Source organism: Bacillus sp. FSL R10-2780 (assembly GCF_038006125.1).
Lineage (GTDB): Bacteria > Bacillota > Bacilli > Bacillales > Bacillaceae_G > Bacillus_A > Bacillus_A cereus_U.
Genome location: NZ_JBBOUQ010000001.1, coordinates 546,980 through 572,879 on the forward strand (window position 1 = coordinate 546,980; position 25,900 = coordinate 572,879).

Sequence of the window (25,900 nt, forward strand, 5' to 3'; positions counted from 1 at the left end):
GAGTATAAAAACATGTATGATAGGAAGTGGAGAATTTTTGAGTAGGTGGGAATATCATGCAAACAGTAGAAGATTATCTTTCATTCTTACATACGAAAGGATTTAAATTATCAGAGGAAGCACACGGGTTTATTATGTTTGGACAAGGATATACTGGTGCATCTGATGGGATTGTGAACGTAGCAATAGAAGCGACAATTAAACATCAGTTACAGTTTGATGGCAGTTATTTTGTTGCGTTATTAGAACGATTGAAAGAAGAAGAAATTACAGATAAAAAAAGCGCTAAGGCTTTTATGCGGAAGTTGCAAGCGTAACTTCACGCAGCCCGCGCTTCTTTTTTTGTTTTTGAAGGTAATTCAACAAAAATCATACCTAGGAAAATACATAGACACCCAATAACAGCAGAAATAGAAAGCTGTTCATTTGCTACTAGAACGCCTGTTAATGCTGCAAAAACAGGCTCCATTGCGAAAATAATGGCTACTCTCGTTGGAGAAGTGTGTTTTTGTGCAGATGTTTGAATGAAAAAGGCAATTGATGTCGCAAACAGAGAAGTTAGAAATAGAGCGAATAAAAAGGAATGATTTGTCCATAGTGATACTGAAAATAATTTTTCCCAATCTTCAAACAAAAAAGCGCAAATAGAAGAAAATATACCGACAGCTAATACTTGAGAAGTGCTTAGTAATAAAGGTGATATTTTCTTAGAAAAGAAACCGTTAACAAGAATATGGGCAGCGAAAGCGACAGCACAACCGAGAACGAGTATATCTCCAATGTTTAATTGAAAAGAATCACCAGCCGTTAATAAATATAAACCTGCTGTTGCTACAGTAATACCAAGTGCAATGAAAATTGTAGCTCGCTGTTTTAAAAAAATAAAAGACAAGATTGGAACCATAATGATACTAAGCCCTGTTAAGAAACCAGCTTTTGAAGAGGTTGTATAAAGTAAGCCGAATGTTTGTAGTAAATAGCCAACACATAAAAAGAATCCAACAATCAATCCAGCGAGACTACTCTGTTTTATATCTTGTGTTGAAGTTTTTTGTGAGAAAATAATTTGAACGAATAATAAAATAATTCCAGCGAATAAAAAGCGAATAGCATTAAAAGTAAATGGTCCAACAAAAGACATAGCATTTTGAACGACAACAAACGTAGCTCCCCAAATAAAAGAGACGAATAATAATGCGAGAGGAGCAATCCACCCTTTTTTCACACTCATACCCCCGTTAATTTTGTGAAATAGCTTTTCTAGCTAATTCATCAGCGACTTTATTTTGACTACTTGGAATCCACTTAATAAAAAAGAGATCGAAATTTTTTATGTACTGCAGTGCTTCTTCTAGAAGCGGTGCAAACATTTTATTTTTTGCGTATTCTTTTTCAACAGCCCGTTCAACAAGTTGGGAATCTGTACGAAAAGATACAATGCTATAATTATGCGTTGCGCAATACTTTAATGCTGCAAGTAAAGCGTGGTATTCTGCTTCATGGTTGGACATTGTTCCAAGTGGTAATGACAATTGTACAGGTGGCTGTACCCCTTTAATAAAAACCCCGGCGCCAGAAGGTCCAGGATTTCCTTTTGATGCACCATCGATATATACTTCAATCAAAATGAGAACCTCCAGTTATAAGGTTATCCCCTACTTGAAAATTTTTTTAGAAGTAGGGGATAGAGTACTTATCCCGCTATTTGCCGGGCAGTAAGACTCCCACCTCAAAATTCGGCTAGAGCAAAGAAGTTAGGTGGGAGGTCAACTGCCCGTAAACGCCCGATTGGTGTGGGCTAATAATCAGTGGGGGATGAACACCCCCCACTGATTAAAGTTTCACTTTATCCAATTGTAATGCTATAACGACATGTAAATGTTTCATTCGCTTGTAACGATTGAATTCCTTTTTTTTCTTTAAAATCTTTTGCTTGCTTTACTTCATCAGCAATTCCGTACCAAGGTTCAATACATAAGAAAGGTGCGTTATCTCCTGGTGTCCATACGCCGACAAATGGGAACCCATCAAATGCTACTTTTACAAATTTATTATGTTTATGTGAGCGAATAGAAATTTCATTCGTATTGATATGTTCAAAAATAAGCGCGTCATTTTTGAACATATCATATGTAAGTGGCAATTCTTTCGTATTTTCAGCGATTAGTTGCTTTTCATTTGAAAGAAAAGGACCTTCTAATATGCTAGTTTCTAAACGTTCAGATCCGTTAAATGATAGATGATAATCTGTAAATGATTCACCTTCTAATAAAGGACAGTTGAATCCAGGATGTGCTCCGATTGAAAAGAACATCTCTTTTGAAGAGGGATTGTTTACTTCATATGTAACATGTATATTTTGTTCGTCTACTTCATAAGAAACGAGTAATTCAAATTCATATGGATATTTTTGTAACGTCTCTTCATTACTAGTAACGACATAAGTGATTTTTGTTTCACTTTGTTCTTTAACAGAGAACGAAAGATCACGGGCAAAACCATGCTGTGTTAATGAATAAGGTTTACCTTCTACGTAGTATGTATTCTCTACTAATCGACCGACGATTGGAAACAAGATTGGTGCACGACGTCCCCAATAAGTAGAATCACCTTGCCATAAATATTCTGTGTTGTCTTTTTTTAAGCGAACGCTTTGTAATTCTGCACCTTTGTCAGAGATGGAAACGATCACTTTTTCATTTTGAATTGTTGCTGTCATGAAGTGAAACCTCCTAAATCTTTCATATGTTTTATCCCGTATTAACTGTCCGTAAAAACCCGATTGGTACGGGCTAATAATCAGTGGGGGATGGACAAAACCCCCGCTGATTAAAGTTTTACTTTATTATACGTTGTCTAAAAGAAAAAAGGTAGTAAATGATAGGAATCTATTGACGAAAGAGTACCTATTGCGTAAAATATAATCTTGTTGCTTAAAAACGAATAACGTGGTTCGAAACCATCCCACGTAAAAAAACTAAGGAGATTTTGTCATGAATATAAGAATATTAGTCGGTAATGGTATTTTAGCGGCATTATATATTGCTGTTTCTATGCTTATTCAGCCATTTGGCTTTACGAATGTACAGTTTCGTATTTCAGAGATGTTTAATCATCTCGTTGTCTTCAATAAGAAAGCAATTTACGGGATTGTATTAGGTGTATTTTTAACGAATCTCTTTTTCTCACCTATGATCGCTTATGATTTAGTATTTGGAGTAGGGCAATCAATTCTTGCACTACTTGCAACTATTATTTCTATGCGCTTCATTAAAGGTGTTTGGGCTCGCATGATTTTTAATACAGTTATCTTTACAATTACAATGTTTATGATAGCAATTGAACTTCATCTTGCATTTGACCTGCCATTTTTATTGACATGGCTAACATGTGCAGTTGGTGAATTTGTTGTAATGGCGATTGGTATGCCTGTAATGTACTGGATTAATAAGCGAGTGCAATTTGAAAGATTTATGCAATAGATGAAAGAGCTGTCCTTACTTAGGATGGCTCTTTTTGTATGTGATTAAATTGTATATAATACTGTGACTCTTGATAAAATATAATAAAATAAAGTGAGGCTTTAATTAGTCGGATAAATATAAGAAGTCTTATAAAAGGGGAATCTAGTATGAAATATAAAATACATTGGTTGTATAAAACGAAGCGTGGTTTACAAACTGAATTAGCAACAGATTATATGAACATAGAAGAAGTGCTTCAATTTGCGGAGGATTTTGAGAAAACAGGTAGGGTGAAAGAACTTTTATTTTACGATGAAATGGACGCGGAATGGTCATTAAAAGAAATGAAAAAACTGAGTAAGCAAGTGGAGGAAGATCCGCAAGAAATTCAAGTTTATTTTGATGGTGGTTATGATGTACAGACGAAAGAAGCTGGGGTGGGTATATGTGTATACTATAAAAAAGGAAATACAAATTACCGAATTCGTCGCAATGCATACATAGAAGGCATATATGATAATAACGAAGCGGAGTATGCAGCATTATTATACGGGGTGAATACACTCGAAGAATTAGGAATTAAATATGAAGCGGTTACACTTCGTGGAGATTCTCAAGTTGTACTGCAGCAATTAGCTGGTGAATGGCCTTGCTATGATGAACATTTAAATCATTACTTAGACCAAATTGAACAAAAAGCGAAGCAAATGAAATTAAAACTTGTTTGTGAACCGATATCTAGAAAACAAAATAAAGAGGCACATCAATTAGCAGCGCAAGCATTAGAAGGGACGACAATTGATAGTCATAAAGAAATAACCGAATAGAGAGGTGCACACGTGAAGAAGAAGCAACTCATTACAGAGGTAAATGACTTATTAGAAACGTATTGCGGAGGGTGCTTCCTGCAGGAACATAATCGGAAAAATCATAGTAAATACTATGCCCATTCTTTTTGTATACGGCAATGTACGGTTGGAGAGAAGTTGAAAAAGTATGGGGAGCAATTGTCATAAAAAACATCCAGAGAATTTTCTCTGGATGTTTTTTTAGTGCTTCGCTTCGTGTAATTGATGCTCGCATTTACTTAATTTTTTTTCTTCATTCATTAGAAATGGCTCATCTAAATCTGTTGCAACGGATTTCATGACTTCAAGCTGAGAACGAGCCGATTCTACTGCAGTAGTGGCATGCTCTAATGTGTCTGGATCCATTGAAATTGTTGCAGAACCTACCATTTTTTGTGCAGTTTCTACACGGAATTTTACTTCTTCAAAATCATTTACATGTGACCCCATTGTTATTGCCTCCTTTGGATTTTGCGCATTTCACATAGTTTTTGCTCTGTAAAACGGAAATATACAAAGGAATAACAAAGGAGGTTACCAAGTAAGGTAACCTCCTGTCATATGTGGGATTAAAGTTTTGCTACGTTAGCAGCTTGAGGTCCACGGTTTCCTTCAGTAATGTCGAAAGATACTTCTTGACCTTCCTCTAAAGCTTTGTAGCCGTCGCTTTGAATAGCAGAGAAATGTACGAATACATCTTCAGAGCCTTCCATTTCGATAAATCCAAAACCTTTTTCATTGTTAAACCATTTTACTTTTCCTTGCATGTCACAATTCCTCCTAAAAACGATTCCTTTTTTCATTTAGTGAAATTCATTTTAAAAAATAATATAAATAAAAAATGCTATTTTCTCGAATATTCTGCTAAATGATTAATTTAAATATACACGAATTGGTAGAATTTAGTCAAGTAAGCGCTTTGAAATTTTTGTATTTTTAAATAACTTTTTCTCGAATTTTTAAAAAGGTATAGGACAAGCCGAGTATGTAATATTCTTAAGTGAATGCTGTACATAATGAGGTGAAAGAATGGATGAGTCTTATTTATTAGATAATGAAGGAATGAAAAATAGAGGCGACATACCGAATTGGGTTGCAAAAGAATTTCAAAATTTTTCGAGTGTCGTGTTAGAACCAACTTTTCCATGTTATTTCGGTTTAACAGCTTTGAAAAAGAATGAACTTCGTTATTCATTTCTCTCTCATAATGATTGGGGGCATTTACCCAATACAATGTTATCTTTTTTAGAGTTAATGAGAGAGCGGCCGATTGTAAGAAGGGGATTTTTTCTTTTTGTGGAACCGGAATGTGAAGAAAAATCAATCGAATATTATCGAGATTATTTTTGGAAAGTACTACAATATTTACATGAACAAGATAATCAATTATGGCCAAAGCAAATCCCGAAAAATCCAGAGCATTATTTATGGGAATTTTCATTTGGTGGTGAACCAATATTTGCATTTGGGAATGCGCCAGCTTATAAACAGCGAAAGACTAGGCATTTAGGAAATTCTCTCGTTATTGGATTCCAGCCACGAACTATTTTCGATGGCTTAGAAGGAGATCGTCCTAAAGGGTCGTATTCAAGACAAATGGTCCGTGAACGAGTTGAAAAGTGGGATCAGTTGCCGAAACACCCTAACATTAGTCACTACGGCGATCCTAATCATCGTGAATGGAAACAATATTTCATAGGGGATGATATTGAGCCGATTAAAGGTAAATGTCCTTTTCATCATAGAGTAGAGAAATAAGAGCCATCAACAGGATGGCTCTTTTGTATATTTTGGATAAAAAAGGGTACTGTATTAGTGAATAATTTTTATGAAAGCTAGTCTATTTTCTATATTTACATCATTACTTAATAGTAAAAGAAGTAGAAAGGATAGAGCGATGTTTGGAGCAATTATACAACAAATAGTATTAGGTATTTCATTAGCTGCGCCTGTAGGTCCGATTAATATTGAAATGTTAAAAAGGGGAATTGAACGTGGATTTTGGCATGCATGGATTGTTGGAATTGGAGGAATGACTGCTGATATTTTGTTTATGCTTCTTATTTATTTCGGTTTATCTTCTGTGTTTATGTATACATATGTACAAGCTTTTATGTATTGCACTGGGTTTTTCTTGTTGTTTTATTTAGGGTTTCAAAGTGTGAAACAAGGAATTTCTCACTCTAATATGGAATATAAACAAGAAGAGATAGGTGGACTTAAACAATCTTTTATGGCAGGATTTTTTATCGCGATATCCAATCCATTAAATCTCGTTTTTTGGTTTGGCATATACGGAAGTACACTTAGCTCTTTGCTTACAAAAGTAACGAAACAAGAAGCTTTTTTGTACAGTCTTTGCATTATTGTTGGTATTATTTTGTGGAACTTAAATATTGCTTTTTCTGTACATTTCGGAAGAACTTTATTAAAGCAAAAAGCACTTGGCTATATTACAGCCGGAGCAGGTATTATTTTAGTAGGATATTCTATCCATTTTGCATACAAAGCTTTACAGTTGTTCATATAAGATTGAAGGGGAGATTTTTATGTATCGAACCACTATTGACGGAAAAGAAATTATCATCACTTTAGCACCAAAAATCCGAAAAGAAATTACTGATAGGAATCCACTATATGAAGCGGTATTTAAAAATGCAGCAAGGTTGCTGCAAACGAAACAACCAACGTTTGCGGTAAACCATGAAGTATTTGGGCTTATTATTGGAGAAGTACAAAGGGGTGAAGTAACAGTGTTTGCAGTAGAACACATTATCCCAAAGCAAAATATATTTGGTCCGAACACTTTTTTCTCGACAATAGAACAGCAGGCAAATTTGTAAAGTGAATAGAATAAGAATAAAATAGAAAAGAAATAGTCGTAACGATATGTTGCGGCTGTTTTTGTGGAGAAGGGGGAAGAAAGATGAAGAGAGTGGTAAAGGAGTTCTTTTTGCAACATGATATTGTTATTATGTATAGTGTTCTATTAATTTTTATCATTATTTTAAAAATGCAATTTTTTACATGGATCGGTATGTTAGCGTGTGTGTTGGGGATTGTTTTTTATACGCTTAACGAATATATGACACATCGTTTTTTATTCCATTTAAAGCCGCCTAAAAACGGACTTTTATTAAAAATGTTAAGAAGATTACATTATGATCATCACGTCTATCCAGATGATTTAAAACTTTTATTTTTGCCTGTATGGTTTAGTATACCTAGCTTTACTATCTATTTACTTATATCATATGGTATTACAAAAAGTGTTACTGTTACACTTTCATTCGGAATCGGAATGATTATCATGCTCCTCGTTTATGAATGGAAACATTATATTGCACATAAGCCGATTCGTCCCTTCACTAAGTTTGGAAGATGGCTAAAAAAACAGCATATATTACACCATTATAAAAATGAAAAGTTTTGGTTTGGTGTTTCAAATCCAGTATTCGATTTTATATTTGGAACGCTTAAAGATGGAAAAGACGTTGAATTAAGCGAAACAGCTCGTAATTTAGAAAAGGAGACAAAGACAGAAGTAGTGCGATAAGCACTACTTTTTTTATCCCTCTATTTGCGAGCAGTAAGACTCCCACCTCAAAATTCGGCGAATACGAAGAAGTTAGGTGGGAGTCGTGCTGCCCGTAACCCCCCCACGCTGATTAAAGTTTCACTTTATTCTGTTTTAACGGGAATAAAAGTTTAATCGAATCAATCAAATTTTATGTTGAAAAAGTATATTGAAAATTTAGGAGAAAATGACGAAAAATGTCTATCGAAAAATCTTTGCAGGAATGTACGGATTGTCTAAAATGAAAATAAGTTTCTAAATATTTATAAAATTCAGTCTTTAGGTATGCAAGGAGAAATTGTATTTTAAGTTAAGAGAGGGGACCAGAGAATGAAACGAGATGATACGTCAGCACGTAAGTTACAAAATGAGGTGAATTATACAGAAGTTGTTCAGTCGGAAGAGTTTCAATTGTTATTAAATACGAAAAAGAAGTTTATCATTCCGATGAGTATTTTCTTTTTAAGTTTTTTTATTACATTACCTATTTTAACATCGTATTCAAAGGTGCTTAATACACCGGTATTTGGTGATGTTACATGGGCGTGGGTATTTGCTTTTGCGCAATTTATAATGACATGGGCATTATGTATGATTTATAGCAAAAAAGCAGAATCCTTTGATGAAATCTCGCGAAAAATTCTGCAAGATATGCAACAAGGGAGGGGCTGACTTTGAATACAACCGCCTTTGCGCTATTTTTAATTATCGTCCTTGGTACACTTGTTATAACTTATTTCGCATCGAAAAAAACGAAAAATGCGAGTGAATTTTATACGGCTGGAGGGGGATTAACTGGCTGGCAAAATGGCCTGGCGATTGCCGGGGATTACATGTCTGCTGCGTCATTTCTTGGCATCGCCGGAGCGATAGCTTTAACAGGATTTGATGGGTTCTTTTATAGTATAGGTTTCTTAGTTGCTTACTTAGTTGTATTATACCTAGTTGCAGAACCGCTTAGAAATTTAGGGAAGTATACGTTAGCGGATATGATTGCGGCGCGTTTTGATGCGAAAAAGGTTCGTGGTATTGCAGCACTTAATACGATGACGATTTCGATTTTTTATATGATTGCACAATTAGTTGGTGCGGGTGCACTTATTAAATTATTATTAGGAATTGAATATACGACATCTGTTTTAATCGTTGGTACACTAATGACAGTTTACGTTATTTTTGGAGGTATGACTGCTACAAGTTGGGTACAAATTGTAAAGGCTGTACTACTTATGGCAGGTACATTTATTATTTCTGTTATCGTTTTCTCCAAATTTAATTTCAGTGTGACAGAAATGTTCGCTCAAATGAAAACAGCTACTCCATTGAAGGAATCGTTTTTAAATCCAGGAGTAAAGTATAAAGATGGTCTGGATACACTTTCTTTAAATTTAGGACTAGTTCTTGGTACGGCAGGATTACCGCATATTCTTGTCCGCTTTTTCACAGTACGTGATGCAAAAACTGCACGTCAATCAGTTGTGTACGCTACGTGGTTAATTGGTGCATTTTATATTATGACGATTTTCTTAGGATTTGGTGCGGCGGCGTTTGTAGGGAATGAGGCAATTATTCAAGCAAATCCAGCCGGTAATATGGCAGCACCTTTATTAGCTAAAGCATTAGGTGGAGATTTCTTATTCGCATTCGTATCGGCGATTGCTTTTGCAACAATTTTAGCTGTAGTAGCAGGTCTTGTATTAACAGCGGCTTCCGCATTTGCTCATGATTTTTATAACGAGATTATTCGCAAAGGAAAATCAACGGAAAAAGAGCAAGTTTCAATGGCTCGTTATGCGTCTATTGGAGTAGCGATAGTATCTATTATACTTGCTTTATTTGCGCAAACATTAAACGTAGCATTTTTAGTATCACTAGCATTTGCAGTTGCAGCGAGTGCAAATTTACCAGTTATATTATTTACAATATATTGGAAGCGTTTTAATACAACGGGTGCAATTTGTGGTATGATTGTTGGTCTTGTATCAGCAATTGTTCTTGTTGGGTTAAGTCCAAACGTTTGGAATCCTGTGGTAGGGAAAGCTATATTTGTTGGAGAGGCGATATTCCCATATACGACACCTGGAATTGTTTCTATTCCGCTTGGATTCCTTGCAGCATATTTAGGAACTGTTTTCTCTAGTAAGAAAGAAGATGCAGCAAAGTTTGATGAAATTCTTGTGAAATCTAATACTGGTCATGGTATTAGTGATGCTTCTTCACATTAAAAAAATAGGAGCTTTTCGAAATATAAGAAAAGCTTCTATTTCTTTTGGCATTTTCTTATAAAGTGAAACTTTAATCAGTGTGGGGGATTGTTCATCCCCCCACACTGATTATTAGCCTTCACCAATCGGGCGTTTATGGGCAGTTAATCTCCTACCTAACTTCTTTGCTCCAGCTGAATTTTTGGGTGGGAGTTTTACTGCCCGTTAATGCGGGATAAATATTACTTTATTTTTGGTAGGATTTGTCTTGTGTTTGTGGAATGAAAATAGGCAGGGAGAAATTTAACTCATCATGGCACCAGCGCAGCTTTGTGAAAAATAAGTTGTTATGGAAGGTGGAAGAAATGATGAAGACAAAACAAACCGATGAATTATTAGCAAAAGATGAGCAATATGTTTGGCACGGAATGCGTCCTTTTAGCCCAAGTAGTACAATGGTAGGGGCAAAAGCAGAAGGGTGCTGGGTTGAAGATATACAAGGAAAAAGATACTTAGACGGTATGAGTGGTCTTTGGTGTGTGAATAGTGGATACGGAAGAAAAGAGCTCGCAGAGGCAGCTTATAAGCAATTGCAAACATTATCATACTTTCCGATGTCACAATCACATGAGCCAGCAATTAAGCTCGCTGAAAAGTTAAACGAGTGGCTTGGTGGAGAGTATGTTATATTCTTCTCTAATAGTGGATCAGAAGCGAATGAAACAGCTTTTAAAATAGCAAGACAATATTATGCTCAAAAAGGTGAACCGCATCGTTATAAATTTATGTCACGTTATCGTGGTTATCACGGAAACACAATGGCAACGATGGCAGCGACTGGACAAGCACAGCGTAGATACCAATATGAGCCATTTGCGTCAGGGTTTTTACATGTAACGCCTCCAGATTGTTACCGCATGCCAGAAATGGAATCGCAAAATATTTATGATGTAGAATGCGTAAAAGAAGTAGATCGTGTTATGACATGGGAATTAAGCGAAACAATAGCGGGATTTATTATGGAGCCAATTATTACAGGTGGAGGTATTTTAATGCCGCCACAAGACTATATGAAAGCTGTTCATGAAACGTGTCAAAAACACGGTTCGTTACTTATTAGCGATGAAGTTATTTGTGGTTTCGGGCGTACAGGAAAAGCATTTGGATTTATGAATTATGACGTTAAGCCTGATATCGTTACGATGGCAAAAGGTATTACGAGCGCATACTTACCATTATCAGCAACAGCTGTGAAAAAAGAAATTTATGAGGCATTTAAAGGAACAGGAGAATATGAATTCTTCCGTCATATTAATACATTTGGTGGAAATCCAGCGGCTTGTGCATTAGCGCTTAAAAACTTAGAGATTATGGAAAATGAAAATTTAATTGAGCGCTCTGCCCAAATGGGTTCACTTTTATTAAATCAATTAAAAGAAGAAATTGGGGAACATCCGCTTGTTGGTAATATTAGAGGGAAAGGGTTATTAGTTGGAATCGAACTAGTAAATGATAAAGCGACGAAAGAACCAATTGATAACGACAAAATTGCAAGTGTTGTAAATGCTTGTAAAGAAAAAGGACTTATTATTGGGCGTAACGGTATGACAACAGCGGGGTATAATAACGTTTTAACATTAGCACCGCCACTTGTTATTTCAAGTGAAGAAATTGCTTTTGTTGTTGGAACGTTGAAGACAGCGATGGAACGTATTTAATAAATAGAACGAGAGGAGCGAGCTGTAATATAAGGCTCGCTTTTGTTTACTAGGAGGAGCTTTTAATGGAGAAATATGATCCTAACAAACATTATCACATCGGATATTATGAAGACGGATATGATTTAGAAGTGACAGCGTACAAAAGAATAAATGAGCCAGTTTGGGATGCTTATATTCCAAAATATGAGGCAGACGATTTTTATAAAAAGGTGGAGGAAATGAAACTTGGGGAATATATAGATGACTATGGCATAAAAGTATATTCATTTCGTGATGATATCGATGATGAAGAAGCACGAACTATTTTTGAAAAATGGTTAAAGACGAATGAGAGTGTTTAAAGGTGAAACGAAAAAGGAGATTGCTATCTTATAAGATAGCAATCTCCTTTTATTATAGTAAACTTATTTACTTGCTTTCATTGCTGTATCTTTTGCACCAAAAGTGTATTTTAACATTGGTGGTGTAATCATCGTAGTTAAAATAACGACAATAACGATTGCTGTAAAGTAATCTTGTGCTAATAGGCCAGAAGAAAGTCCTGTTCCTGCGATGATAAGTGCAACTTCACCACGAGAAACCATACCAGCACCGATAATTGCAGAAGACTTTGCATCAAATCCAGTCATTCGTGCACCGAATCCACAACCGATTAGTTTTGTGAATACAGCGATTACTGTTAATGCTAAAATGAACCAAATTTGATCACCAATACCGTCAAATGTAATATTCATACCGATGCTAACGAAGAATACTGGTACGAACATAGCATAAGCGATTGGTTCTACTTTCTTTTCTACTTCATGTTTGTAGTTCGTTTGAGAAATAGCGATACCAGCTGCGAAAGCACCGATAATACCAGCAATTCCTAATAGTTCGCCGAAATATGCGAATGAGAAACAGATGATAAGTGCTGCGCTAACGATAGACTCAGATACGCGTAGTGGTGATAACCAACGCATAATCGCTGGAACACCTTTCCATCCGATTAAAATAATAGAAGCAAAGAATACTACTTTCTTCAAGATAACCATTGTTAAATTCACATCATCTGTACCTAAGAAGCTCATTGCGAATGCTAATAAAATAACAACCAGAATGTCATCAAATACAGCTGCTCCAAGCATTGTTGTACTTTCACGTGTTTTCATCTTACCTAAATCGCGAAGTGTTTGAACGGAAATACTAACACTTGTCGCACATAGAAGTAATCCTAAAAAGACAGCGTTCCCTTGTTCCATGCCCATAACAAGACCGGCAACGTAACCACCTACAAATGGAAGAACGATACCTCCAATTGCGACTGCTAAAGAAGAATTACGGTTTTCATTTAATTCTTTTAAGTCTGTTTCAAGTCCAGCCATAAACATTAAAAGAATAACCCCGACATTACTTAATTGCGTTAGAAGTTCTGAATTCTCAATCCAACCTAATAAAGCTGGACCGATAACGATACCGACAATTAATTTACCCAGTACAGAAGGTTGACCTAATCTAACACTAAGGTCACCAGCGAGCTTTGTACTTAATAAAATAAGTGCAATTTGAAAGAAAAATTCGAATTCCATCTAATCCTCTCCTCATCATTTTTAGTTTTATCATACGATTTCTCGGAATTTGCCTAATGAAAATATGTAAAAAACCATTAAACAAAGGGTCTGATTACAAGTTCTTTTGAACTTGTAATTTGAACCTGTAATTAATATATAATAAAATTTACTAAAAATCAATGAAAAAATAGCAGATTTTCATGATAGGATTCGATTTAGGTATGGAGGGAATCACTATATAATAAGAAGAAATAAGGCTACATTTTTAATGAATTGGAGAAGGGCATATGTTATTAAATAAACGTTTTACAATTGGGGAAATGGCAAAAATGCATAATATAGCGGAATCTACATTACGTTATTATGATGAGAAAGGGATTTTTCATCCGTCAATTGTGGACCCGCAAACGAATTATCGCTATTACACAATTGATCAGTTTTCACTATTAGACACGATTAAATTTTTACGCCAATTGAATATCCCGTTAAAGGAAATAAAGAAATATATTGATGAACGAAATCCGTCTTATGCGCTGAATTTACTTGAAAAACAACAAGAAATGATGCTGAAAAAGCAAAGAGAAATCGAGTATGTTTTGGCAAAAATGGAACATAAAATCCATTTAATGAAGAAAGCGACGGAATCAGAAGCGAATCAAATTATTTATAAAACGATACCGAAGCGAAAAATAACAGCGATTGCAGTTGCACCAAATACAACGGATGATATGTTTGAATATTATATCCATTCGCTACAAAAAAATATGAAGCAAATTGATAATAGTTTATTTTCTGGAGATATCGGTGTAACAGTTTCCAAAAAAGCATTACTTCAAAATGAGTTTCAAGCATATAACAGTGTGTTTATTTTATTGGATTACATGCCTTTTCAATTGCATACCTCAGATGAAATAAAAGAAGGGATATTTGCTTGTTCTTATCACCATGGACCATATGAAGAAACAGACGCAACGTATACGAAATTATTAAAGCATATTGATAACGAAGGATACGAAGTATGCGGAGATGCGCTTGAGCTTGCGTTAATTGATTGGTCTGTAACAGAAAACCCGAAGGAGCAAGTAACGGAAATTCAAATACCTGTTGTTAAAAAATAGGCTTATATATTTTTCGATTCTCTATTGACCTTCAAGTAACTTGAAGGTTTAAACTGTGAACAGAGCATTGAAAAAGGAGCATTTATATGATGGAAACAACAGAAAAATTAAGAGAAAAACCTATTAAAAGTTTATTTATCACTTATTTAATACCAGCTGTTCTTGGGATGGTATTAATGTCGGTTAATATTGTGATTGATGCGGTCATGATTAGTAGAGGAGTTGGAGCGAACGGTTTGGCTGGAGTAAACGTAGCTATTCCAGCGTTTTCAATTTTCTTTTCTATTTCATTATGGATTGGAATGGGCGGAGCAACGCTATATTCCATTGCACTAGGGGAAAATAAACTGGAAAGAGCAAGGTCTATTTTTACTCAATCTATGACAGTGGCAGTTATTATCGTAGGTGTTTTAGCGGCTATTTGCTTATGGAGAATAGAAGATATAGCATATCTATTCGGTGCAAATGAAGTGATTTTGCCATATGCGTTAGACTATTTACAAGTGTTATTAACATTTGGAATGATATACGTTTTAGAAAATATTTTAAGCACATTTATACGAAATGACGGAAATCCTAATTTAGCAATGGCAGGTCTTGTCGTAACAGCTGTATTGAATATTATCTTTGACTATATCTTTATCTTTATCTTTGGATGGGGCGTAACAGGTGCTGCCTCAGCAACTATTCTTTCGGCGGCAATTGGTTTCCTTGTATTATTAACTCACTTCTTTAGAAAAAGTAGTGTTTTAAAGTGGACGAAATTCCATTTTGAATGGGATACGGTTAAACAAATTATGGTGATTGGTTTCCCAAGTTTTACAACTGAGATTACAGTAGCGATTGTAACGGTTGGTTTTAATATCGCTTTTGTTCAATATGCAGGAGAAGTAGGTGTCGCTTCTTATGCGATGGTCAATAGTATTCATGCAATGACATTATTATTGTTCTTCGGTGTTGGAGCCGCATTACAACCTATTGCTAGTTTCCACTATGGTGCAAATTTACCAGAAAGACTGCGTGAAGGATTACGGTTAGCTGTAAAAACTGCAGTTGTACTCGGAGGCGTAGCAATTGTTGTCGGTTTATTCTTCGGGAAATATATAATTGGTTTGTTTGATGTTCAATCCCCAGAACTATTGGAGTTAACGTTAACAGGTATTAGTTTATTCTTTATCCAATATGTATTTTTAGGCTATAACATTGTGTATGGAGAGTATTTCCAATCAGTGCGACAAACGACAAAATCAGTTCTTATTATTTTGAGCCGTGGTTTACTATTTATTATTCCATTGTTATGGATTATGCCGAAATTATTTGGTGTAAATGGAATTTGGCTCGTTATGCCAGTAGCGGAAATATTGACAGCAATCATTGTATTTACGATGAATCGTATGAAACATCCTGTTCCATTAAACTTGGCAGGAAAGAAAGAAGCAATATAGTGAAGAAAATCCCCTTGAACAAGTTAAGGGGATTTTTTTATTCTTTTAAACTAATCGCAAAAGATCCATCTGTCTCCTGAACAGAAGCGAAGGCCACATTTTTAATATTTGTAACGCCTTTCTCCATTAACTCTGCATGTAACCACTTTTCATTTTTATGGATTAATTTTAAGTTATCGTATTGAATTTGTGAATCAACGATAAGAGCGATTGGTAACCCTGCATACTTAACATCTATATTCATATCTTTTGGAGTCAATGGTACGAGTTCTCTCTTTGGCAAAATACTTATAGATCCATTTGATTCTAAAATTGCATATTCAATTTCATGAACACTTGGATATCCTGCTACTCGGAGGTTTGAGAGTAATTCGGCAATCGGGTATCTACTTTTCTTTAAGTTCTCAAAAATAATATCCCCATGTTTTATTAAAATAATGGGATGCCCAAGAATAAAGCGATTTAATTTATTGAATAAGCTTAGTTTTGTAAGAAGTAGATGTAAGCATGTAATGGTAACCATGCCGAAAAATGCTTGTAAAGCACCGTCAACTGGTATTGCTTGAAAGGCTAAATAAGATAAAAAAATAATAGCGCCAAAATCATGAGGGGTTAGTTGTGCTAGCGCGGATTTCCCCAATAACTTAAGTGACATTAAAAATAAAATAAAAAAGAACGATACATTACATAAAAAAACGAGCAATATGTACACTCCTTCGTGCGAAGTTGTACTTACTATTCCCAAAGATATGATTAATATTACTTTAGAGGGGAATTTATGCTGAATTGGAATTTATCTGTATACAAACGAATAAATGGATATTATCATGAAGGAAGTAAAGGAAATAGGAGTATATGAATATGAGAAAGAAGAAAATAATTAAGTACATTTTAGTTGTTATAATGATTTGCGCCGTGTATGCGGGGTTTTTACAATATAACATCTATAAGCATGGGCATATGAATGCAATTGACGATGCGGATTATATAATTGTACTAGGCTCGAAAGTAAATGGGACGAAACCATCTTACTCATTGCAATATCGTATTGATAAAGCAGCTGAGTATTTAAAATCACATGATAAAACAATTGCTATCGTATCTGGAGGCCAAGGAAAAGGTGAAGATATTACAGAAGCATTAGCGATGAAACAAGGATTAATGGAACAAAATATTGCAGAAGACCGCATTATAATGGAAGACCGTTCGACGAGCACAGATGAAAATATTAAATTTTCAAAACCTCTTATCCCGGAACATATGAAAAAAGGGATGATTGTAACGAACGATTTCCATATGTTCCGAGCAAAAAAGATTGCAGAAAAACAAGGAGTGACATTAGAAGGTCTTCCGGCGAAAACACCGAAGCCAATTGTTATTCAATCGAACGTTCGAGAATATTTAGCAATCACACAATATTGGTTATTAAATCGAATATAATGAAACTCAAACTAAAATCCACCTGGAATCAGGTGGGTTTTAGTTTGAGAAAAATCTTACAAAGATGTCATGTTCATGAAAGGTAAAGCGATAGTTTCTAAAGTGGTTTCCTGACATAATGAAGGTAACAAAAAACTTTAGAGGTGAATCGGATGAAAGGAAATAATATTTTATCTTCGCTATGTTACTTTAGTATCTTTTTTGCACCATTTTTACTGCCAATTATCGTGTACTTCGTTGCGGAAGATGAAGTGAAATATCACGCAAAAAAAGCATTTTGGTCACATATTTTCCCGTACGCAATCTTATTTGGCGGATTAGCTTTATCAGGGGTATACGGTTTAAGTTTCAATCAATCTGAGAGCGTTGGAATTGGAATGGTTATAACGTATGCAGTGTTTATTCTTGTAGGAATTTATTACTTCATTTGGAATATTGTCAAAGGAATTAAAGTTTTGAAAGCAGCTTAACAACAATTGCATAATAGCATATAAATCTTTCGTTATTTGTTGATAAGTCGATATCCTTTGTCGAAACGACCGATATAATTTCATATACCGTATTAATAGACATTAAAAAAGGAGTAATTCACAAAGAATTGCTCTTTTCGTGCTTATAAGTTGTGAATAATGAAAAAGATATGTTAATTTTTCATTATGAAGAGAAAGAAGGAGTGATTTTCATGAATGAGATGATACATAAAATGGAGCAACACGTTTCAGTTCGTAAATATAAAGAAGAACCAATTTCAAAAGAGATAGTAGAAAGAATAGTGCAAGCTGCTCAGCATGCGGCTTCCTCACATTTTGTACAGGCGTATTCTCTTATATATGTAACAGATCAAGAACTAAAGGCTAAACTAGCTGAATTATCCGGGAATCGTCATGTGAAAGACTGTGCAGCATTCTTTGTATGCTGTGCGGATTTAAAACGTTTAGAAACTGCATGTGAGAAACATGGAACAGAAATTAAACATGAGGGAGTAGAGGACTTTATTGTAGCAACAGTAGATGCCTCATTATTTGCACAAAACTTAGCACTTGCAGCTGAATCATTAGGATACGGCATTTGTTATATTGGCGGAATTCGTAATAACCCGAAAGAAGTGAGTGAATTGCTTCATTTACCGGATAAAGTATATCCGGTATTCGGAATGACAGTTGGCGTACCAGATGAAGATCATGGAGTTAAGCCACGTTTATCGGTAGCGGCCATTCTTCATGAAAATGGATACGATGAAAAGAAATATGATGAATTATTAAACGAATATGATGAAACGATGAGTGCGTATTACAAAGAAAGATCGTCAAATCAAAAAAACGTAACATGGACGGAATCAATGAGCACATTTATGTCAAAAGAGAAGAGAATGCATATGAAAGAGTTTTTGAGTGAGAAAGGATTAAATAAAAAATGATTGAAAAGACAAACCTGAGATGTGGGTTTGTCTTTTTTTGGAGGAGAAATGTATTTGTTTTCGAATTGGTTAGAGAGGGAGGGGATAAAATGAAGAAAGCTTTAATCTTTTTATTTGATGGATTTGCAGAATTTGAAGTGAATATAGCGAGTTTATTTTTGACAAGTAAGGAATTCGAAATAATAACAGCAACTGTAGACGGAAAAACAGTTGCAGGAGAAGGCGGATTTTTGTGTCAACCACATGTCTCTATAGAGAATATTGAAGTAGTGGATTACGAAGTGTTTATTGTACCAGGAGGACATATTTTTCGCCATTTAGAAAATGAACAACTGTTATCTATCGTGAAAGAATTACATAAGCAAAATAAATGGATAGCAGGCATTTGTGCAGGGACAGCTCTACTACATGCAGCCGGAGTGCTTAATAAGAAGAAATTCTCAACATCATTAACTCTAGATGAAAAACACTTAGCGCATTTACATGAATGGGAATATAAACAAAATAAAGATGTAACTGTGGATGGGAAAGTCATAACAGCAGTAGGATCTGCGTATGTTGAATTTGCTGTTGAAATTATGAAACAGCTCAATTTGTTTGATGAAGGTGAAGGTAATGAAAACCTTCACTACTTTAAAAATATAAAAACAGTATGTGGTGAGACGTTAGTTTAAGTAATAAAATCAAATAAAAAACCGAAGCTAAGAAAGTAGGACTCGCTTTCTCAACTTCGGTTTTTATTTGTTATTATATAAAATGAAAATAAAAATTAATAAATTTTTACAAAAGTGATAGAAAATGAGAATGAAATGCCAATAGTAAGTAAAAGCAGCTGCTAAAGGGGAACTGAGGAAGGAAGATGTTTATGATTTTCGATTCTGAAGAGGATTTAATTATAGCTATGAAAAAACGTGATCAAGATGCTTTGAAAGAAGTCATTGATCAATATGGAAAATTAATTTTATATATTATTCATAAATCATTAAGTACCCCTATTGAGAAACAATATGTGGATGATTGTTATAACGATGTATTTACTGTCATTTGGTTTAATATCGACCAATTTGATATAGAAAAGGGAAACTTAAAATCTTGGATGATTGGTATTACTAAATTAAAGGCATTGGAATATAAAAAGAAAGTATATAGAGAGAACAAAATGGATAAAGACGTAGAAATAGATAAAGGTATCCATGATAGTTATGAAATAGAACAAGAAGAAGAGATTATGGAAATAGTGCAAGATTTAAATAAAAAGGATCGTTATATCTTTTTAAAGAGGTATATTGATGGATATTCCATTGACGATATTGCAAAAGACTTAAAAGTAACAGCGGATTATATATACAACCGAATTTCTCGAGGGAAGAAAAAACTTCAAAAACTGTGGAAGGGGAGTGTGTAATATGGATAAAAGATTATTATCGATGTTAAATGAGCTCCAATATTCAGAAGAAGAAATTACACGTTTAGAGAAAGAAGCGAATGATTCTATAAATATAGATAAGTATTATGTGAGAAATGGAGAGTTATTAAAAAAATTAACTTTACAAATGTTAGAAGAGTCAATTCGCAATGAATTACAAGCTGGTGAAGAAATTGAGAAGGAACTGTTAGTAGACGAAGGATATATGGCAAATAATAAAGTAATACCAAATATATATTACGTAGGAGCTACTTTTTATTATTATATCGTTTTAACAAATAAAAGAGTGATCATGAAAGGATTAGATTGTTATTTTAAAAAAACAAATGAACATAGCATGCCAATAGAAGATATACAATCTATTTCGCAACATAAAAAAATGAAAAATGTCTTTGAGATTAAATATAATAACAGCTATATACAATTTGGAAGTATTGAGTATGCACAAGAAATTGCAATGATTATTATGGAGTTAAAAAAACGAGGAGTAAAAGTAGAAAAGTATACAGATTTTGAAAAAGGATTTTTCTTATTCTTTAATATATTCGTGATAGTAAGTTCAGGTCTTTGCTTTATAAAATATTTAATGTAAAAAGCGGCCTAATAGCCGCTTTTTATGGTTTAGTTAGTATTCTATTGATGAACTTGTAGCTTTAAAATATTCTTCTCATGAAAGAATCATCAGTGGGATTACTAATTGTAAACTGACAATAAAGTTATTTAATTTAAAAACTTAAAACACGTATAACCCCGTTCTGATTTTAAGACGGGGTTAAAAAAAATTTGTTTAATTTTTGATGTAAAATACTCCACGGCACTTAAAAATACACCAATAAATTCGTTTAGATCTATGTTATTGCAAACTCTAAAGCACCTTCTAATTTGAAAAACTTATTTATAACAAATTAAAACTTTCAATAAGGAGATAAATACCTGTGCAACTCAAAAGGATATATGTAAATATTTTAAAAATCCGTTGATTAAGCCATTTAAAAATAATTTGGCCTATAAACAAACCTAGAAATATGATTGGAATTGCATAAAAACTTGATTCCCAAATTGTTCTGTTCATTCCAGTAAAGAGTATTTGAGTTATGAGACTAATGAAATATATAAACAGATAAAAAGCCAAAGTAGTTGCTCTTAACTTCCCTTTTTCAGTATCAGTTCCTGTAAAGTATAGTAACAAGGGAGGTCCTGGCATACCAATACTTGTCGTTAAAAGGCCTGATAAGCCACCAACTACGAAATCCCTAGATTGTGTTGATTTAATCTTAAATTTGCATATTAGCATCAATGTTAAGATTAAGAGCAGGATGCTGATTGCTAATTTAAAAGCGTTTATGTTAATAGAAGTGAAGATTAAAATACCAAAAGGTACACCAACTATACTTCCAAAAGTTAATCTTTTCAGTAGAATAAAGTCAATGTCCATTCTTATTTTCCAAATGAGTGATATTGAAATAATTAATGATAAAATAATGTTTATTTGTATAGCTTCTTGTGGTAAGAATAACATTAGTAAGAAAGGTGTTGCCATTATGGAAAAGCCAAAACCTGTACTTGTTTGCAAAACAGAAGCCACTAATATAATACATATGAAAATTAATGTAGTCTCCAAAATAACCCCCTATTTAATCAAATTTAATAAATATTTTTTCACTATGAAAATCGAATTTAACTGATTCGAGCCTATAGATTAAGTGTAATACTTCACAATCTCACTTTTATTTTAACATAAATATTTAGTTTCTTCTCAAATGGTAGCACTTACATTTTTAAATAATTTTATTGTTACTCAGCACTAATGAATGGTATCAACTAAAAATTAGCGATGCTTGTACTTGTTTTTTCCATTCGCTTAAATACATTTTTTCTGCCTTGAGTAGTTCAACAGGTAATTTTGCAATAAATTCTAAACTGTTTCCATCAGGATCATTAAAATATATAGAGGCGTGTGCTAGCTCGGGAAAAACGATTGGCTCAATTGGCTCCATTCCAAAGTCTTTTTGCACTGGAATTCCTTTCTGTTTGAGCCAGTGTATCGCGTTTTCTAAATCGTGTAAGCTTACTTGGAAAGCGATATGTCGTAAGGATGGATGATAATTAACTTTGTATTCTTTTCCTTCCCAAAGACCAATCCAACTTTCATTTTCTACAATCCAAAAGAAGGCGATATCTTTGTCTCTTTTATATAATTTGAGCCCCAGTGATTCATAAAAAGGTATCGAAATTTCTAAATTACAGACAGGTAAATGTGCTTCATAAAGACCTTTAATCATTATAATCCTCCTTAGTAAAAATGTTTCTTATTTTATATTAAACGATGCTTTGTTTATTGAAATCACTTAAAAGAAGGATATTAATTCATACGAAAGTATGAAAAAACAGCTCAAATATGAGCTGTTTTCGTATAGTTTTTAGTTAACATATTTTATTCATTTAGGGTTTAGCGAAAAGGATACGTATTATATTTAAAACCCTCCGCCGCCACCCCAACAGCTACATCCGATAATGATTAGAAGGATGAATAGCACGATGAGTAAAGCAAATCCACCGCCGAAACCAGCGCAACTACCACCAAAGCTCATGTTTTTTCCTCCTTTTTAGGAAATTAATCTATATAACTAATGGATTACTTTATAAGATATGTTTTTATTTGGAAAAGGAGCAAGTCTTACTTCTAATTAGACAAGAGCCTTTGATCTGATTTAAATATGATATTCACTTTGTTTCATAGCGCTTTTTTGAAAATGGTAAAACAATATGGAAGTGGTATGTAACTTACAATTACATTAAAATTTCTTTTCATAAATATAAAATTTGTAAAAAAAACCATTTTTTTATTTTTTTATGAGTGAAAATGTACTATAATTTTACAAGTAATATTATGGGAAAAGGGAGTTTTAGTATAGAGATGGAGATGGGACAATTACACAATAAAATAGAACACAAAAAGAAAGAGTTAATTCAACTTGTTGTCCAACATGGATTAGATCATAATAAAGTTTTGTTATTTAGTCGAGATTTGGATATACTAATTAATAAGTTTATGAATATAAAAGACAAAGTATATAAGTGATTAATCTTTATTTTTTTATATTAGGATTATTTATTTGTAAAGGGGAGAACATTTATGGAACACTTACAAGAAGAGTTGTATAAACAAATAAAAGAAGAAAAAGGTGCAGTTACTACATTTTTAAAGAGCGGAGTAAGAATAGTAGGGGAAGTAGTTGGAGTAGATAGATTTACAGTCTTAATGTTAGTAGATGGAAAACAACAACTTATTTATAAGCAAGCAATATCAACAATTATGAAATAAGACACTCAAAATGAGTGTCTTATTTCATAATTAAATGGTTACTGTTTGCATGCTTCAACATCAATGCCAGCAGCGATTAATTTTTTTTCTCCGTCTTGTTCAATGATTTTTTGTAATTTAGACAAGAAAGAGTCAAAATCTGTATGTTTACCAACTTGGAAAGTCATTTTATGCTCAATTGGTAGCCAGGTATCAATATCAGCTTCGTTATGCTGAATTTTCACTTCAAGTTTATCAAGCGCGTTAGCAACTTTTGCTTCATACGTTTCTTTCGCTTCGAACTCCATCCATAAATCGTATAATTCTTCACCAAGAGAACCTTCTAGTGTATGTTTAATATTTAAAATAGCCTTTTGCTCATTTTTTTGTTTTTGTAATTGTAATTCACGGCTATTCATTGTATCAAAGGCAGGAATATCACCCGCTTCTGCTTCAACAAGATCGTGAATTATGACCATTTTAAGTAATTTTTCTATGTTTACTTTTTGATCTAAATAAGGCTCAACTAAGATAGCCATTAAGGACATACGCCACGTATGTTCAGCGACACTTTCTTGACGTCCGTTAGAAATCCAACTATGACGCATTTCATATTTTAGTTTTTCTGCTAATGCAATGACTTGCAAAATTTTACGTTCCATCGTGATCCTCCTCATATTTCCATACTATAATTCTAATATGGAAATGAAATGTGTCAATTTTATGAGTATATTGCGATAAATAGATGATAAGCGTATAATGAATGTTATATGTGAAAACGCATTATTAAAATAAAAAAATGTTTTATAAAAATGAAAAGGAAGGGCAGGAATATGGGAGACGAAAATCAAGTATTAGCTAGACCACAAAGAAAAAAAAGGAAGTTTGACATTTCTAGCCCAATTGGCATTATAGTAGGTTTTACGATTGTAATAGCGGCAATCATGCTTGGCGGCGGTGGAATAAAAGGTTTTAAAAACTTCTTAGATGTTTCATCTATTTTAATCGTTATAGGAGGAACAACAGCGACAATCGTTGTGGCATATAGATTTGGAGAAATAAAAAAATATACGAAAAGTATTTTTACTGTTTTACATAGAAGAGAAGAAGATTTAGAACAGTTAACGGATTTGTTCGTTGATTTTTCGGAAAAGTCTAAAAAACACGGCTTACTTTCTTTAGAAGTTGATGGAGAGCAAGTAGACAATCCTTTTATTCAAAAGGGAATTCGTTTAATGTTAAGCGGCTATGATGAAGCTGAATTAAAAGAAGTGTTAATGAAAGATGTTGAAACTGAAGTGTATGAGTTAAGAAAAGGAGCGACATTATTAGATAAAATTGGTGATTTCGCTCCAGCATGGGGCATGATAGGAACATTAATTGGTCTTATTATTATGTTGCAAAACTTACAAGATACCTCACAAATTGGTACAGGGATGGCAGTTGCGATGTTGACGACATTATATGGATCTTTGATTGCAAATATGATTGCAATACCGTTATCTGAAAAGGTGTATCGCGGTATTGAAGATTTGTATACAGAGAAGAAGTTTGTAATAGAAGCAATTTCAGAGCTGTACCGAGGACAAATTCCTTCCAAATTAAAGTTAAAACTTGATACATACGTATATGAAACGAAGATAAAAAAAGAAAAACGAGCAGCCTAGTAGTTTGAGGAGTGGTATGATGAGCAAGCGACCGCAAAAAGGATCGCCTCGTTGGATGACGACTTTTACTGATTTAACGATGTTATTGCTAACTTTCTTTGTATTACTAGTTGCGACTTCAAAGCAAGATACAGTAAAATTATCAAAGATGCTTGAAAAGTTCAGTGACGCGGAGCAAGTAAATGCAAAAGTAATGGAAAATACAATACCAGATATTTCACATGAAAAAAATGATGAAAAAGCAGTTTCAAAAAAGCGCATGGATGAATTGTATAAAAAGTTAAAAGCATATGTGGATAATAATGGTGTTAGTCAAGTGAATGTATATCGAGAAGATACAGGTGTTAGCATCGTTATAGTAGACAATTTAATATTCGATACGGGTGATGCGAATGTTAAGCCGGAAGCGAAAGAAGTAATTAGTCAATTAGTAGGGTTCTTCCAATCGGTACCAAATCCAATTGTTGTAGAAGGACATACAGATAGCAGACCGATTCATAATGAAAAATTCCCTTCCAACTGGGAATTATCTTCAGCACGTGCAGCTAATATGATTCATCATTTAATTGAAGTGTATAATGTGGATGATAAAAGGTTAGCAGCGGTAGGGTATGCAGACACAAAACCAGTAGCACCAAATGATTCACCACAAAATTGGGAGAAGAACCGCCGCGTTGTAATATATATTAAGGAATAATATATTTCTATTTTAGTAATAA

General features: G+C 33.9%; 35 protein-coding genes and 1 riboswitch. Of the genes, 24 read left to right on the forward strand and 11 right to left on the reverse strand.

Annotation, left to right across the window (positions count from 1 at the left end):
* Window positions 1-56: 56 nt before the first annotated feature.
* Window positions 57-317, forward strand: a complete 261-nt coding sequence (locus tag NSQ47_RS02865; protein ID WP_002158528.1) for a DUF6123 family protein — start codon at window positions 57-59, stop codon at window positions 315-317.
* A 2-nt stretch (window positions 318-319) separates the two neighbouring features.
* Here the strand turns inward: NSQ47_RS02865 and NSQ47_RS02870 are convergent, their stop codons facing one another.
* The 3 genes from NSQ47_RS02870 to NSQ47_RS02880 all read right to left on the reverse strand — a co-directional run bounded on the left by NSQ47_RS02870 (window position 320) and on the right by NSQ47_RS02880 (window position 2,719).
* Entirely contained in the window at window positions 320-1,225 is a 906-nt protein-coding gene (locus NSQ47_RS02870) for a DMT family transporter (RefSeq protein ID WP_341036039.1), read from the reverse strand.
* A 13-nt stretch (window positions 1,226-1,238) separates the two neighbouring features.
* Window positions 1,239-1,625: a reverse transcriptase-like protein gene (locus NSQ47_RS02875; RefSeq protein ID WP_002158525.1), complete on the reverse strand. Its 387-nt coding sequence runs from the start codon at window positions 1,623-1,625 to the stop codon at window positions 1,239-1,241.
* Between the two features lie 221 nt (window positions 1,626-1,846).
* The gene (locus tag NSQ47_RS02880) at window positions 1,847-2,719 is read right to left on the reverse strand and encodes an aldose 1-epimerase family protein (RefSeq protein ID WP_341036040.1); all 873 of its coding nucleotides are present in this window, start codon (window positions 2,717-2,719) and stop codon (window positions 1,847-1,849) included.
* A 223-nt stretch (window positions 2,720-2,942) separates the two neighbouring features.
* Window positions 2,943-2,987: riboswitch (PreQ1 riboswitch) on the forward strand.
* A gap of 6 nt (window positions 2,988-2,993) precedes the next feature.
* On the opposite strand from NSQ47_RS02880, the gene NSQ47_RS02885 reads away from it, so the two are divergent.
* From NSQ47_RS02885 to NSQ47_RS02895, 3 genes are all read left to right on the forward strand, one after another.
* Complete coding sequence (locus NSQ47_RS02885) at window positions 2,994-3,482, forward strand: QueT transporter family protein (RefSeq protein ID WP_341036041.1); 489 nt, start codon at window positions 2,994-2,996, stop codon at window positions 3,480-3,482.
* 149 nt (window positions 3,483-3,631) lie between these two features.
* Window positions 3,632-4,291, forward strand: a complete 660-nt coding sequence (locus NSQ47_RS02890; RefSeq protein WP_341036042.1) for a ribonuclease H family protein — start codon at window positions 3,632-3,634, stop codon at window positions 4,289-4,291.
* 12 nt (window positions 4,292-4,303) lie between these two features.
* Window positions 4,304-4,480, forward strand: a complete 177-nt coding sequence (locus NSQ47_RS02895) for a zinc-finger domain-containing protein (RefSeq protein ID WP_002011906.1) — start codon at window positions 4,304-4,306, stop codon at window positions 4,478-4,480.
* Window positions 4,481-4,513: 33 nt separating this feature from the next.
* Here NSQ47_RS02895 and NSQ47_RS02900 read toward each other — a convergent pair whose 3' ends face one another.
* Together NSQ47_RS02900 and cspB are read right to left on the reverse strand one after the other, a co-directional pair.
* Window positions 4,514-4,762: a DUF2564 family protein gene (locus NSQ47_RS02900; RefSeq protein ID WP_002158521.1), complete on the reverse strand. Its 249-nt coding sequence runs from the start codon at window positions 4,760-4,762 to the stop codon at window positions 4,514-4,516.
* 119 nt (window positions 4,763-4,881) lie between these two features.
* Complete coding sequence (gene cspB / locus NSQ47_RS02905; protein ID WP_002011904.1) at window positions 4,882-5,079, reverse strand: cold shock-like protein CspB; 198 nt, start codon at window positions 5,077-5,079, stop codon at window positions 4,882-4,884.
* Between the two features lie 262 nt (window positions 5,080-5,341).
* Here cspB and NSQ47_RS02910 point away from each other — a divergent pair, with 262 nt between their 5' ends.
* The 8 genes from NSQ47_RS02910 (at window position 5,342) to NSQ47_RS02945 (ending at window position 12,155) form a co-directional block, all read left to right on the forward strand.
* Entirely contained in the window at window positions 5,342-6,070 is a 729-nt protein-coding gene (locus NSQ47_RS02910; RefSeq protein ID WP_002158520.1) for a YqcI/YcgG family protein, read from the forward strand.
* Between the two features lie 139 nt (window positions 6,071-6,209).
* Entirely contained in the window at window positions 6,210-6,842 is a 633-nt protein-coding gene (locus tag NSQ47_RS02915) for a LysE family transporter (RefSeq protein WP_016104364.1), read from the forward strand.
* A gap of 19 nt (window positions 6,843-6,861) precedes the next feature.
* Complete coding sequence (locus NSQ47_RS02920) at window positions 6,862-7,155, forward strand: hypothetical protein (protein ID WP_002011898.1); 294 nt, start codon at window positions 6,862-6,864, stop codon at window positions 7,153-7,155.
* Window positions 7,156-7,238: 83 nt separating this feature from the next.
* Complete coding sequence (locus NSQ47_RS02925) at window positions 7,239-7,868, forward strand: sterol desaturase family protein (RefSeq protein ID WP_341036043.1); 630 nt, start codon at window positions 7,239-7,241, stop codon at window positions 7,866-7,868.
* Between the two features lie 351 nt (window positions 7,869-8,219).
* Window positions 8,220-8,561 carry a DUF485 domain-containing protein gene (locus tag NSQ47_RS02930; RefSeq protein ID WP_002158517.1) on the forward strand — a complete coding sequence of 114 codons (342 nt, stop codon included), beginning with the start codon at window positions 8,220-8,222 and terminating at the stop codon, window positions 8,559-8,561.
* Window positions 8,562-8,563: 2 nt separating this feature from the next.
* Window positions 8,564-10,114, forward strand: coding sequence for a solute symporter family protein (locus tag NSQ47_RS02935; protein WP_002201091.1), 1,551 nt, complete (start codon window positions 8,564-8,566; stop codon window positions 10,112-10,114).
* Between the two features lie 347 nt (window positions 10,115-10,461).
* A complete protein-coding gene (locus NSQ47_RS02940) occupies window positions 10,462-11,811 on the forward strand; it encodes an aspartate aminotransferase family protein (protein ID WP_002158515.1) in 1,350 nt (449 codons plus the stop codon).
* A 65-nt stretch (window positions 11,812-11,876) separates the two neighbouring features.
* On the forward strand, window positions 11,877-12,155 hold the full coding sequence (locus tag NSQ47_RS02945) for a DUF3986 family protein (protein WP_340822918.1): 279 nt from the start codon (window positions 11,877-11,879) through the stop codon (window positions 12,153-12,155).
* Between the two features lie 63 nt (window positions 12,156-12,218).
* On the opposite strand, the gene NSQ47_RS02950 is transcribed toward NSQ47_RS02945, so the two are convergent.
* Window positions 12,219-13,382, reverse strand: a complete 1,164-nt coding sequence (locus NSQ47_RS02950) for a cation:proton antiporter (RefSeq protein WP_341036044.1) — start codon at window positions 13,380-13,382, stop codon at window positions 12,219-12,221.
* A gap of 269 nt (window positions 13,383-13,651) precedes the next feature.
* Between NSQ47_RS02950 and NSQ47_RS02955 the strand changes: the two genes are divergently transcribed.
* A complete protein-coding gene (locus NSQ47_RS02955) occupies window positions 13,652-14,482 on the forward strand; it encodes a MerR family transcriptional regulator (RefSeq protein WP_341036045.1) in 831 nt (276 codons plus the stop codon).
* An 89-nt stretch (window positions 14,483-14,571) separates the two neighbouring features.
* A complete protein-coding gene (locus NSQ47_RS02960) occupies window positions 14,572-15,927 on the forward strand; it encodes an MATE family efflux transporter (protein WP_088098964.1) in 1,356 nt (451 codons plus the stop codon).
* Between the two features lie 37 nt (window positions 15,928-15,964).
* Here the strand turns inward: NSQ47_RS02960 and NSQ47_RS02965 are convergent, their stop codons facing one another.
* Window positions 15,965-16,630 (reverse strand): DUF421 domain-containing protein, encoded by a 666-nt coding sequence (locus tag NSQ47_RS02965; RefSeq protein WP_341036046.1) that lies wholly within the window; start codon window positions 16,628-16,630, stop codon window positions 15,965-15,967.
* Window positions 16,631-16,788: 158 nt separating this feature from the next.
* On the opposite strand from NSQ47_RS02965, the gene NSQ47_RS02970 reads away from it, so the two are divergent.
* The 6 genes from NSQ47_RS02970 (at window position 16,789) to NSQ47_RS02995 (ending at window position 20,802) form a co-directional block, all read left to right on the forward strand.
* A complete protein-coding gene (locus NSQ47_RS02970; RefSeq protein WP_341036047.1) occupies window positions 16,789-17,367 on the forward strand; it encodes a YdcF family protein in 579 nt (192 codons plus the stop codon).
* A 152-nt stretch (window positions 17,368-17,519) separates the two neighbouring features.
* On the forward strand, window positions 17,520-17,837 hold the full coding sequence (locus tag NSQ47_RS02975) for a DUF4870 domain-containing protein (RefSeq protein ID WP_002158508.1): 318 nt from the start codon (window positions 17,520-17,522) through the stop codon (window positions 17,835-17,837).
* Window positions 17,838-18,049: 212 nt separating this feature from the next.
* Window positions 18,050-18,784, forward strand: coding sequence for an oxygen-insensitive NADPH nitroreductase (gene nfsA, locus NSQ47_RS02980; protein WP_341036048.1), 735 nt, complete (start codon window positions 18,050-18,052; stop codon window positions 18,782-18,784).
* Window positions 18,785-18,873: 89 nt separating this feature from the next.
* A complete protein-coding gene (locus NSQ47_RS02985) occupies window positions 18,874-19,458 on the forward strand; it encodes a DJ-1/PfpI family protein (protein WP_033710417.1) in 585 nt (194 codons plus the stop codon).
* A gap of 185 nt (window positions 19,459-19,643) precedes the next feature.
* Complete coding sequence (locus tag NSQ47_RS02990; protein WP_341036049.1) at window positions 19,644-20,189, forward strand: sigma-70 family RNA polymerase sigma factor; 546 nt, start codon at window positions 19,644-19,646, stop codon at window positions 20,187-20,189.
* A gap of 1 nt (window position 20,190) precedes the next feature.
* Window positions 20,191-20,802, forward strand: coding sequence for a PH domain-containing protein (locus tag NSQ47_RS02995; protein ID WP_002202562.1), 612 nt, complete (start codon window positions 20,191-20,193; stop codon window positions 20,800-20,802).
* Between the two features lie 303 nt (window positions 20,803-21,105).
* On the opposite strand, the gene NSQ47_RS03000 is transcribed toward NSQ47_RS02995, so the two are convergent.
* The 3 genes from NSQ47_RS03000 to NSQ47_RS03010 form a co-directional block, all read right to left on the reverse strand.
* A complete protein-coding gene (locus tag NSQ47_RS03000) occupies window positions 21,106-21,831 on the reverse strand; it encodes a sulfite exporter TauE/SafE family protein (protein WP_341036050.1) in 726 nt (241 codons plus the stop codon).
* Window positions 21,832-22,027: 196 nt separating this feature from the next.
* Window positions 22,028-22,492 (reverse strand): VOC family protein, encoded by a 465-nt coding sequence (locus NSQ47_RS03005; RefSeq protein ID WP_341036051.1) that lies wholly within the window; start codon window positions 22,490-22,492, stop codon window positions 22,028-22,030.
* A gap of 192 nt (window positions 22,493-22,684) precedes the next feature.
* A complete protein-coding gene (locus NSQ47_RS03010) occupies window positions 22,685-22,801 on the reverse strand; it encodes a YjcZ family sporulation protein (RefSeq protein WP_000007805.1) in 117 nt (38 codons plus the stop codon).
* Window positions 22,802-23,073: 272 nt separating this feature from the next.
* Between NSQ47_RS03010 and NSQ47_RS03015 the strand changes: the two genes are divergently transcribed.
* Entirely contained in the window at window positions 23,074-23,292 is a 219-nt protein-coding gene (locus NSQ47_RS03015) for an aspartyl-phosphate phosphatase Spo0E family protein (protein ID WP_088078210.1), read from the forward strand.
* 54 nt (window positions 23,293-23,346) lie between these two features.
* On the forward strand, window positions 23,347-23,535 hold the full coding sequence (gene hfq / locus NSQ47_RS03020) for an RNA chaperone Hfq (RefSeq protein ID WP_078180501.1): 189 nt from the start codon (window positions 23,347-23,349) through the stop codon (window positions 23,533-23,535).
* A 38-nt stretch (window positions 23,536-23,573) separates the two neighbouring features.
* Here the strand turns inward: hfq and NSQ47_RS03025 are convergent, their stop codons facing one another.
* Window positions 23,574-24,176, reverse strand: a complete 603-nt coding sequence (locus NSQ47_RS03025; RefSeq protein ID WP_341036052.1) for an HD domain-containing protein — start codon at window positions 24,174-24,176, stop codon at window positions 23,574-23,576.
* Window positions 24,177-24,347: 171 nt separating this feature from the next.
* Between NSQ47_RS03025 and NSQ47_RS03030 the strand changes: the two genes are divergently transcribed.
* Both NSQ47_RS03030 and NSQ47_RS03035 read left to right on the forward strand, forming a co-directional pair.
* Complete coding sequence (locus tag NSQ47_RS03030; RefSeq protein ID WP_341036053.1) at window positions 24,348-25,181, forward strand: flagellar motor protein MotP; 834 nt, start codon at window positions 24,348-24,350, stop codon at window positions 25,179-25,181.
* Window positions 25,182-25,200: 19 nt separating this feature from the next.
* Entirely contained in the window at window positions 25,201-25,878 is a 678-nt protein-coding gene (locus NSQ47_RS03035) for an OmpA family protein (protein ID WP_341036054.1), read from the forward strand.
* The last annotated feature ends 22 nt before the right edge of the window (window positions 25,879-25,900 follow it).

Bases quoted from the DNA above. Each gene is read 5' to 3' on its own strand.
- NSQ47_RS02865 (WP_002158528.1), top strand. From the start codon at position 57: ATGCAAACAGTAGAAGATTATCTTTCATTCTTACATACGAAAGGATTT.
- NSQ47_RS02880 (WP_341036040.1), bottom strand. From the start codon at position 2,719: ATGACAGCAACAATTCAAAATGAAAAAGTGATCGTTTCCATCTCTGAC.
- NSQ47_RS02885 (WP_341036041.1), top strand. From the start codon at position 2,994: ATGAATATAAGAATATTAGTCGGTAATGGTATTTTAGCGGCATTATAT.
- NSQ47_RS02890 (WP_341036042.1), top strand. From the start codon at position 3,632: ATGAAATATAAAATACATTGGTTGTATAAAACGAAGCGTGGTTTACAA.
- NSQ47_RS02900 (WP_002158521.1), bottom strand. From the start codon at position 4,762: ATGGGGTCACATGTAAATGATTTTGAAGAAGTAAAATTCCGTGTAGAA.
- cspB (WP_002011904.1), bottom strand. From the start codon at position 5,079: ATGCAAGGAAAAGTAAAATGGTTTAACAATGAAAAAGGTTTTGGATTT.
- NSQ47_RS02910 (WP_002158520.1), top strand. From the start codon at position 5,342: ATGGATGAGTCTTATTTATTAGATAATGAAGGAATGAAAAATAGAGGC.
- NSQ47_RS02915 (WP_016104364.1), top strand. From the start codon at position 6,210: ATGTTTGGAGCAATTATACAACAAATAGTATTAGGTATTTCATTAGCT.
- NSQ47_RS02920 (WP_002011898.1), top strand. From the start codon at position 6,862: ATGTATCGAACCACTATTGACGGAAAAGAAATTATCATCACTTTAGCA.
- NSQ47_RS02925 (WP_341036043.1), top strand. From the start codon at position 7,239: ATGAAGAGAGTGGTAAAGGAGTTCTTTTTGCAACATGATATTGTTATT.
- NSQ47_RS02930 (WP_002158517.1), top strand. From the start codon at position 8,220: ATGAAACGAGATGATACGTCAGCACGTAAGTTACAAAATGAGGTGAAT.
- NSQ47_RS02940 (WP_002158515.1), top strand. From the start codon at position 10,462: ATGAAGACAAAACAAACCGATGAATTATTAGCAAAAGATGAGCAATAT.
- NSQ47_RS02945 (WP_340822918.1), top strand. From the start codon at position 11,877: ATGGAGAAATATGATCCTAACAAACATTATCACATCGGATATTATGAA.
- NSQ47_RS02950 (WP_341036044.1), bottom strand. From the start codon at position 13,382: ATGGAATTCGAATTTTTCTTTCAAATTGCACTTATTTTATTAAGTACA.
- NSQ47_RS02955 (WP_341036045.1), top strand. From the start codon at position 13,652: ATGTTATTAAATAAACGTTTTACAATTGGGGAAATGGCAAAAATGCAT.
- NSQ47_RS02960 (WP_088098964.1), top strand. From the start codon at position 14,572: ATGGAAACAACAGAAAAATTAAGAGAAAAACCTATTAAAAGTTTATTT.
- NSQ47_RS02970 (WP_341036047.1), top strand. From the start codon at position 16,789: ATGAGAAAGAAGAAAATAATTAAGTACATTTTAGTTGTTATAATGATT.
- NSQ47_RS02975 (WP_002158508.1), top strand. From the start codon at position 17,520: ATGAAAGGAAATAATATTTTATCTTCGCTATGTTACTTTAGTATCTTT.
- nfsA (WP_341036048.1), top strand. From the start codon at position 18,050: ATGAATGAGATGATACATAAAATGGAGCAACACGTTTCAGTTCGTAAA.
- NSQ47_RS02985 (WP_033710417.1), top strand. From the start codon at position 18,874: ATGAAGAAAGCTTTAATCTTTTTATTTGATGGATTTGCAGAATTTGAA.
- NSQ47_RS02990 (WP_341036049.1), top strand. From the start codon at position 19,644: ATGTTTATGATTTTCGATTCTGAAGAGGATTTAATTATAGCTATGAAA.
- NSQ47_RS02995 (WP_002202562.1), top strand. From the start codon at position 20,191: ATGGATAAAAGATTATTATCGATGTTAAATGAGCTCCAATATTCAGAA.
- NSQ47_RS03005 (WP_341036051.1), bottom strand. From the start codon at position 22,492: ATGATTAAAGGTCTTTATGAAGCACATTTACCTGTCTGTAATTTAGAA.
- NSQ47_RS03010 (WP_000007805.1), bottom strand. From the start codon at position 22,801: ATGAGCTTTGGTGGTAGTTGCGCTGGTTTCGGCGGTGGATTTGCTTTA.
- NSQ47_RS03015 (WP_088078210.1), top strand. From the start codon at position 23,074: ATGTACTATAATTTTACAAGTAATATTATGGGAAAAGGGAGTTTTAGT.
- hfq (WP_078180501.1), top strand. From the start codon at position 23,347: ATGGAACACTTACAAGAAGAGTTGTATAAACAAATAAAAGAAGAAAAA.
- NSQ47_RS03025 (WP_341036052.1), bottom strand. From the start codon at position 24,176: ATGGAACGTAAAATTTTGCAAGTCATTGCATTAGCAGAAAAACTAAAA.
- NSQ47_RS03030 (WP_341036053.1), top strand. From the start codon at position 24,348: ATGGGAGACGAAAATCAAGTATTAGCTAGACCACAAAGAAAAAAAAGG.
- NSQ47_RS03035 (WP_341036054.1), top strand. From the start codon at position 25,201: ATGAGCAAGCGACCGCAAAAAGGATCGCCTCGTTGGATGACGACTTTT.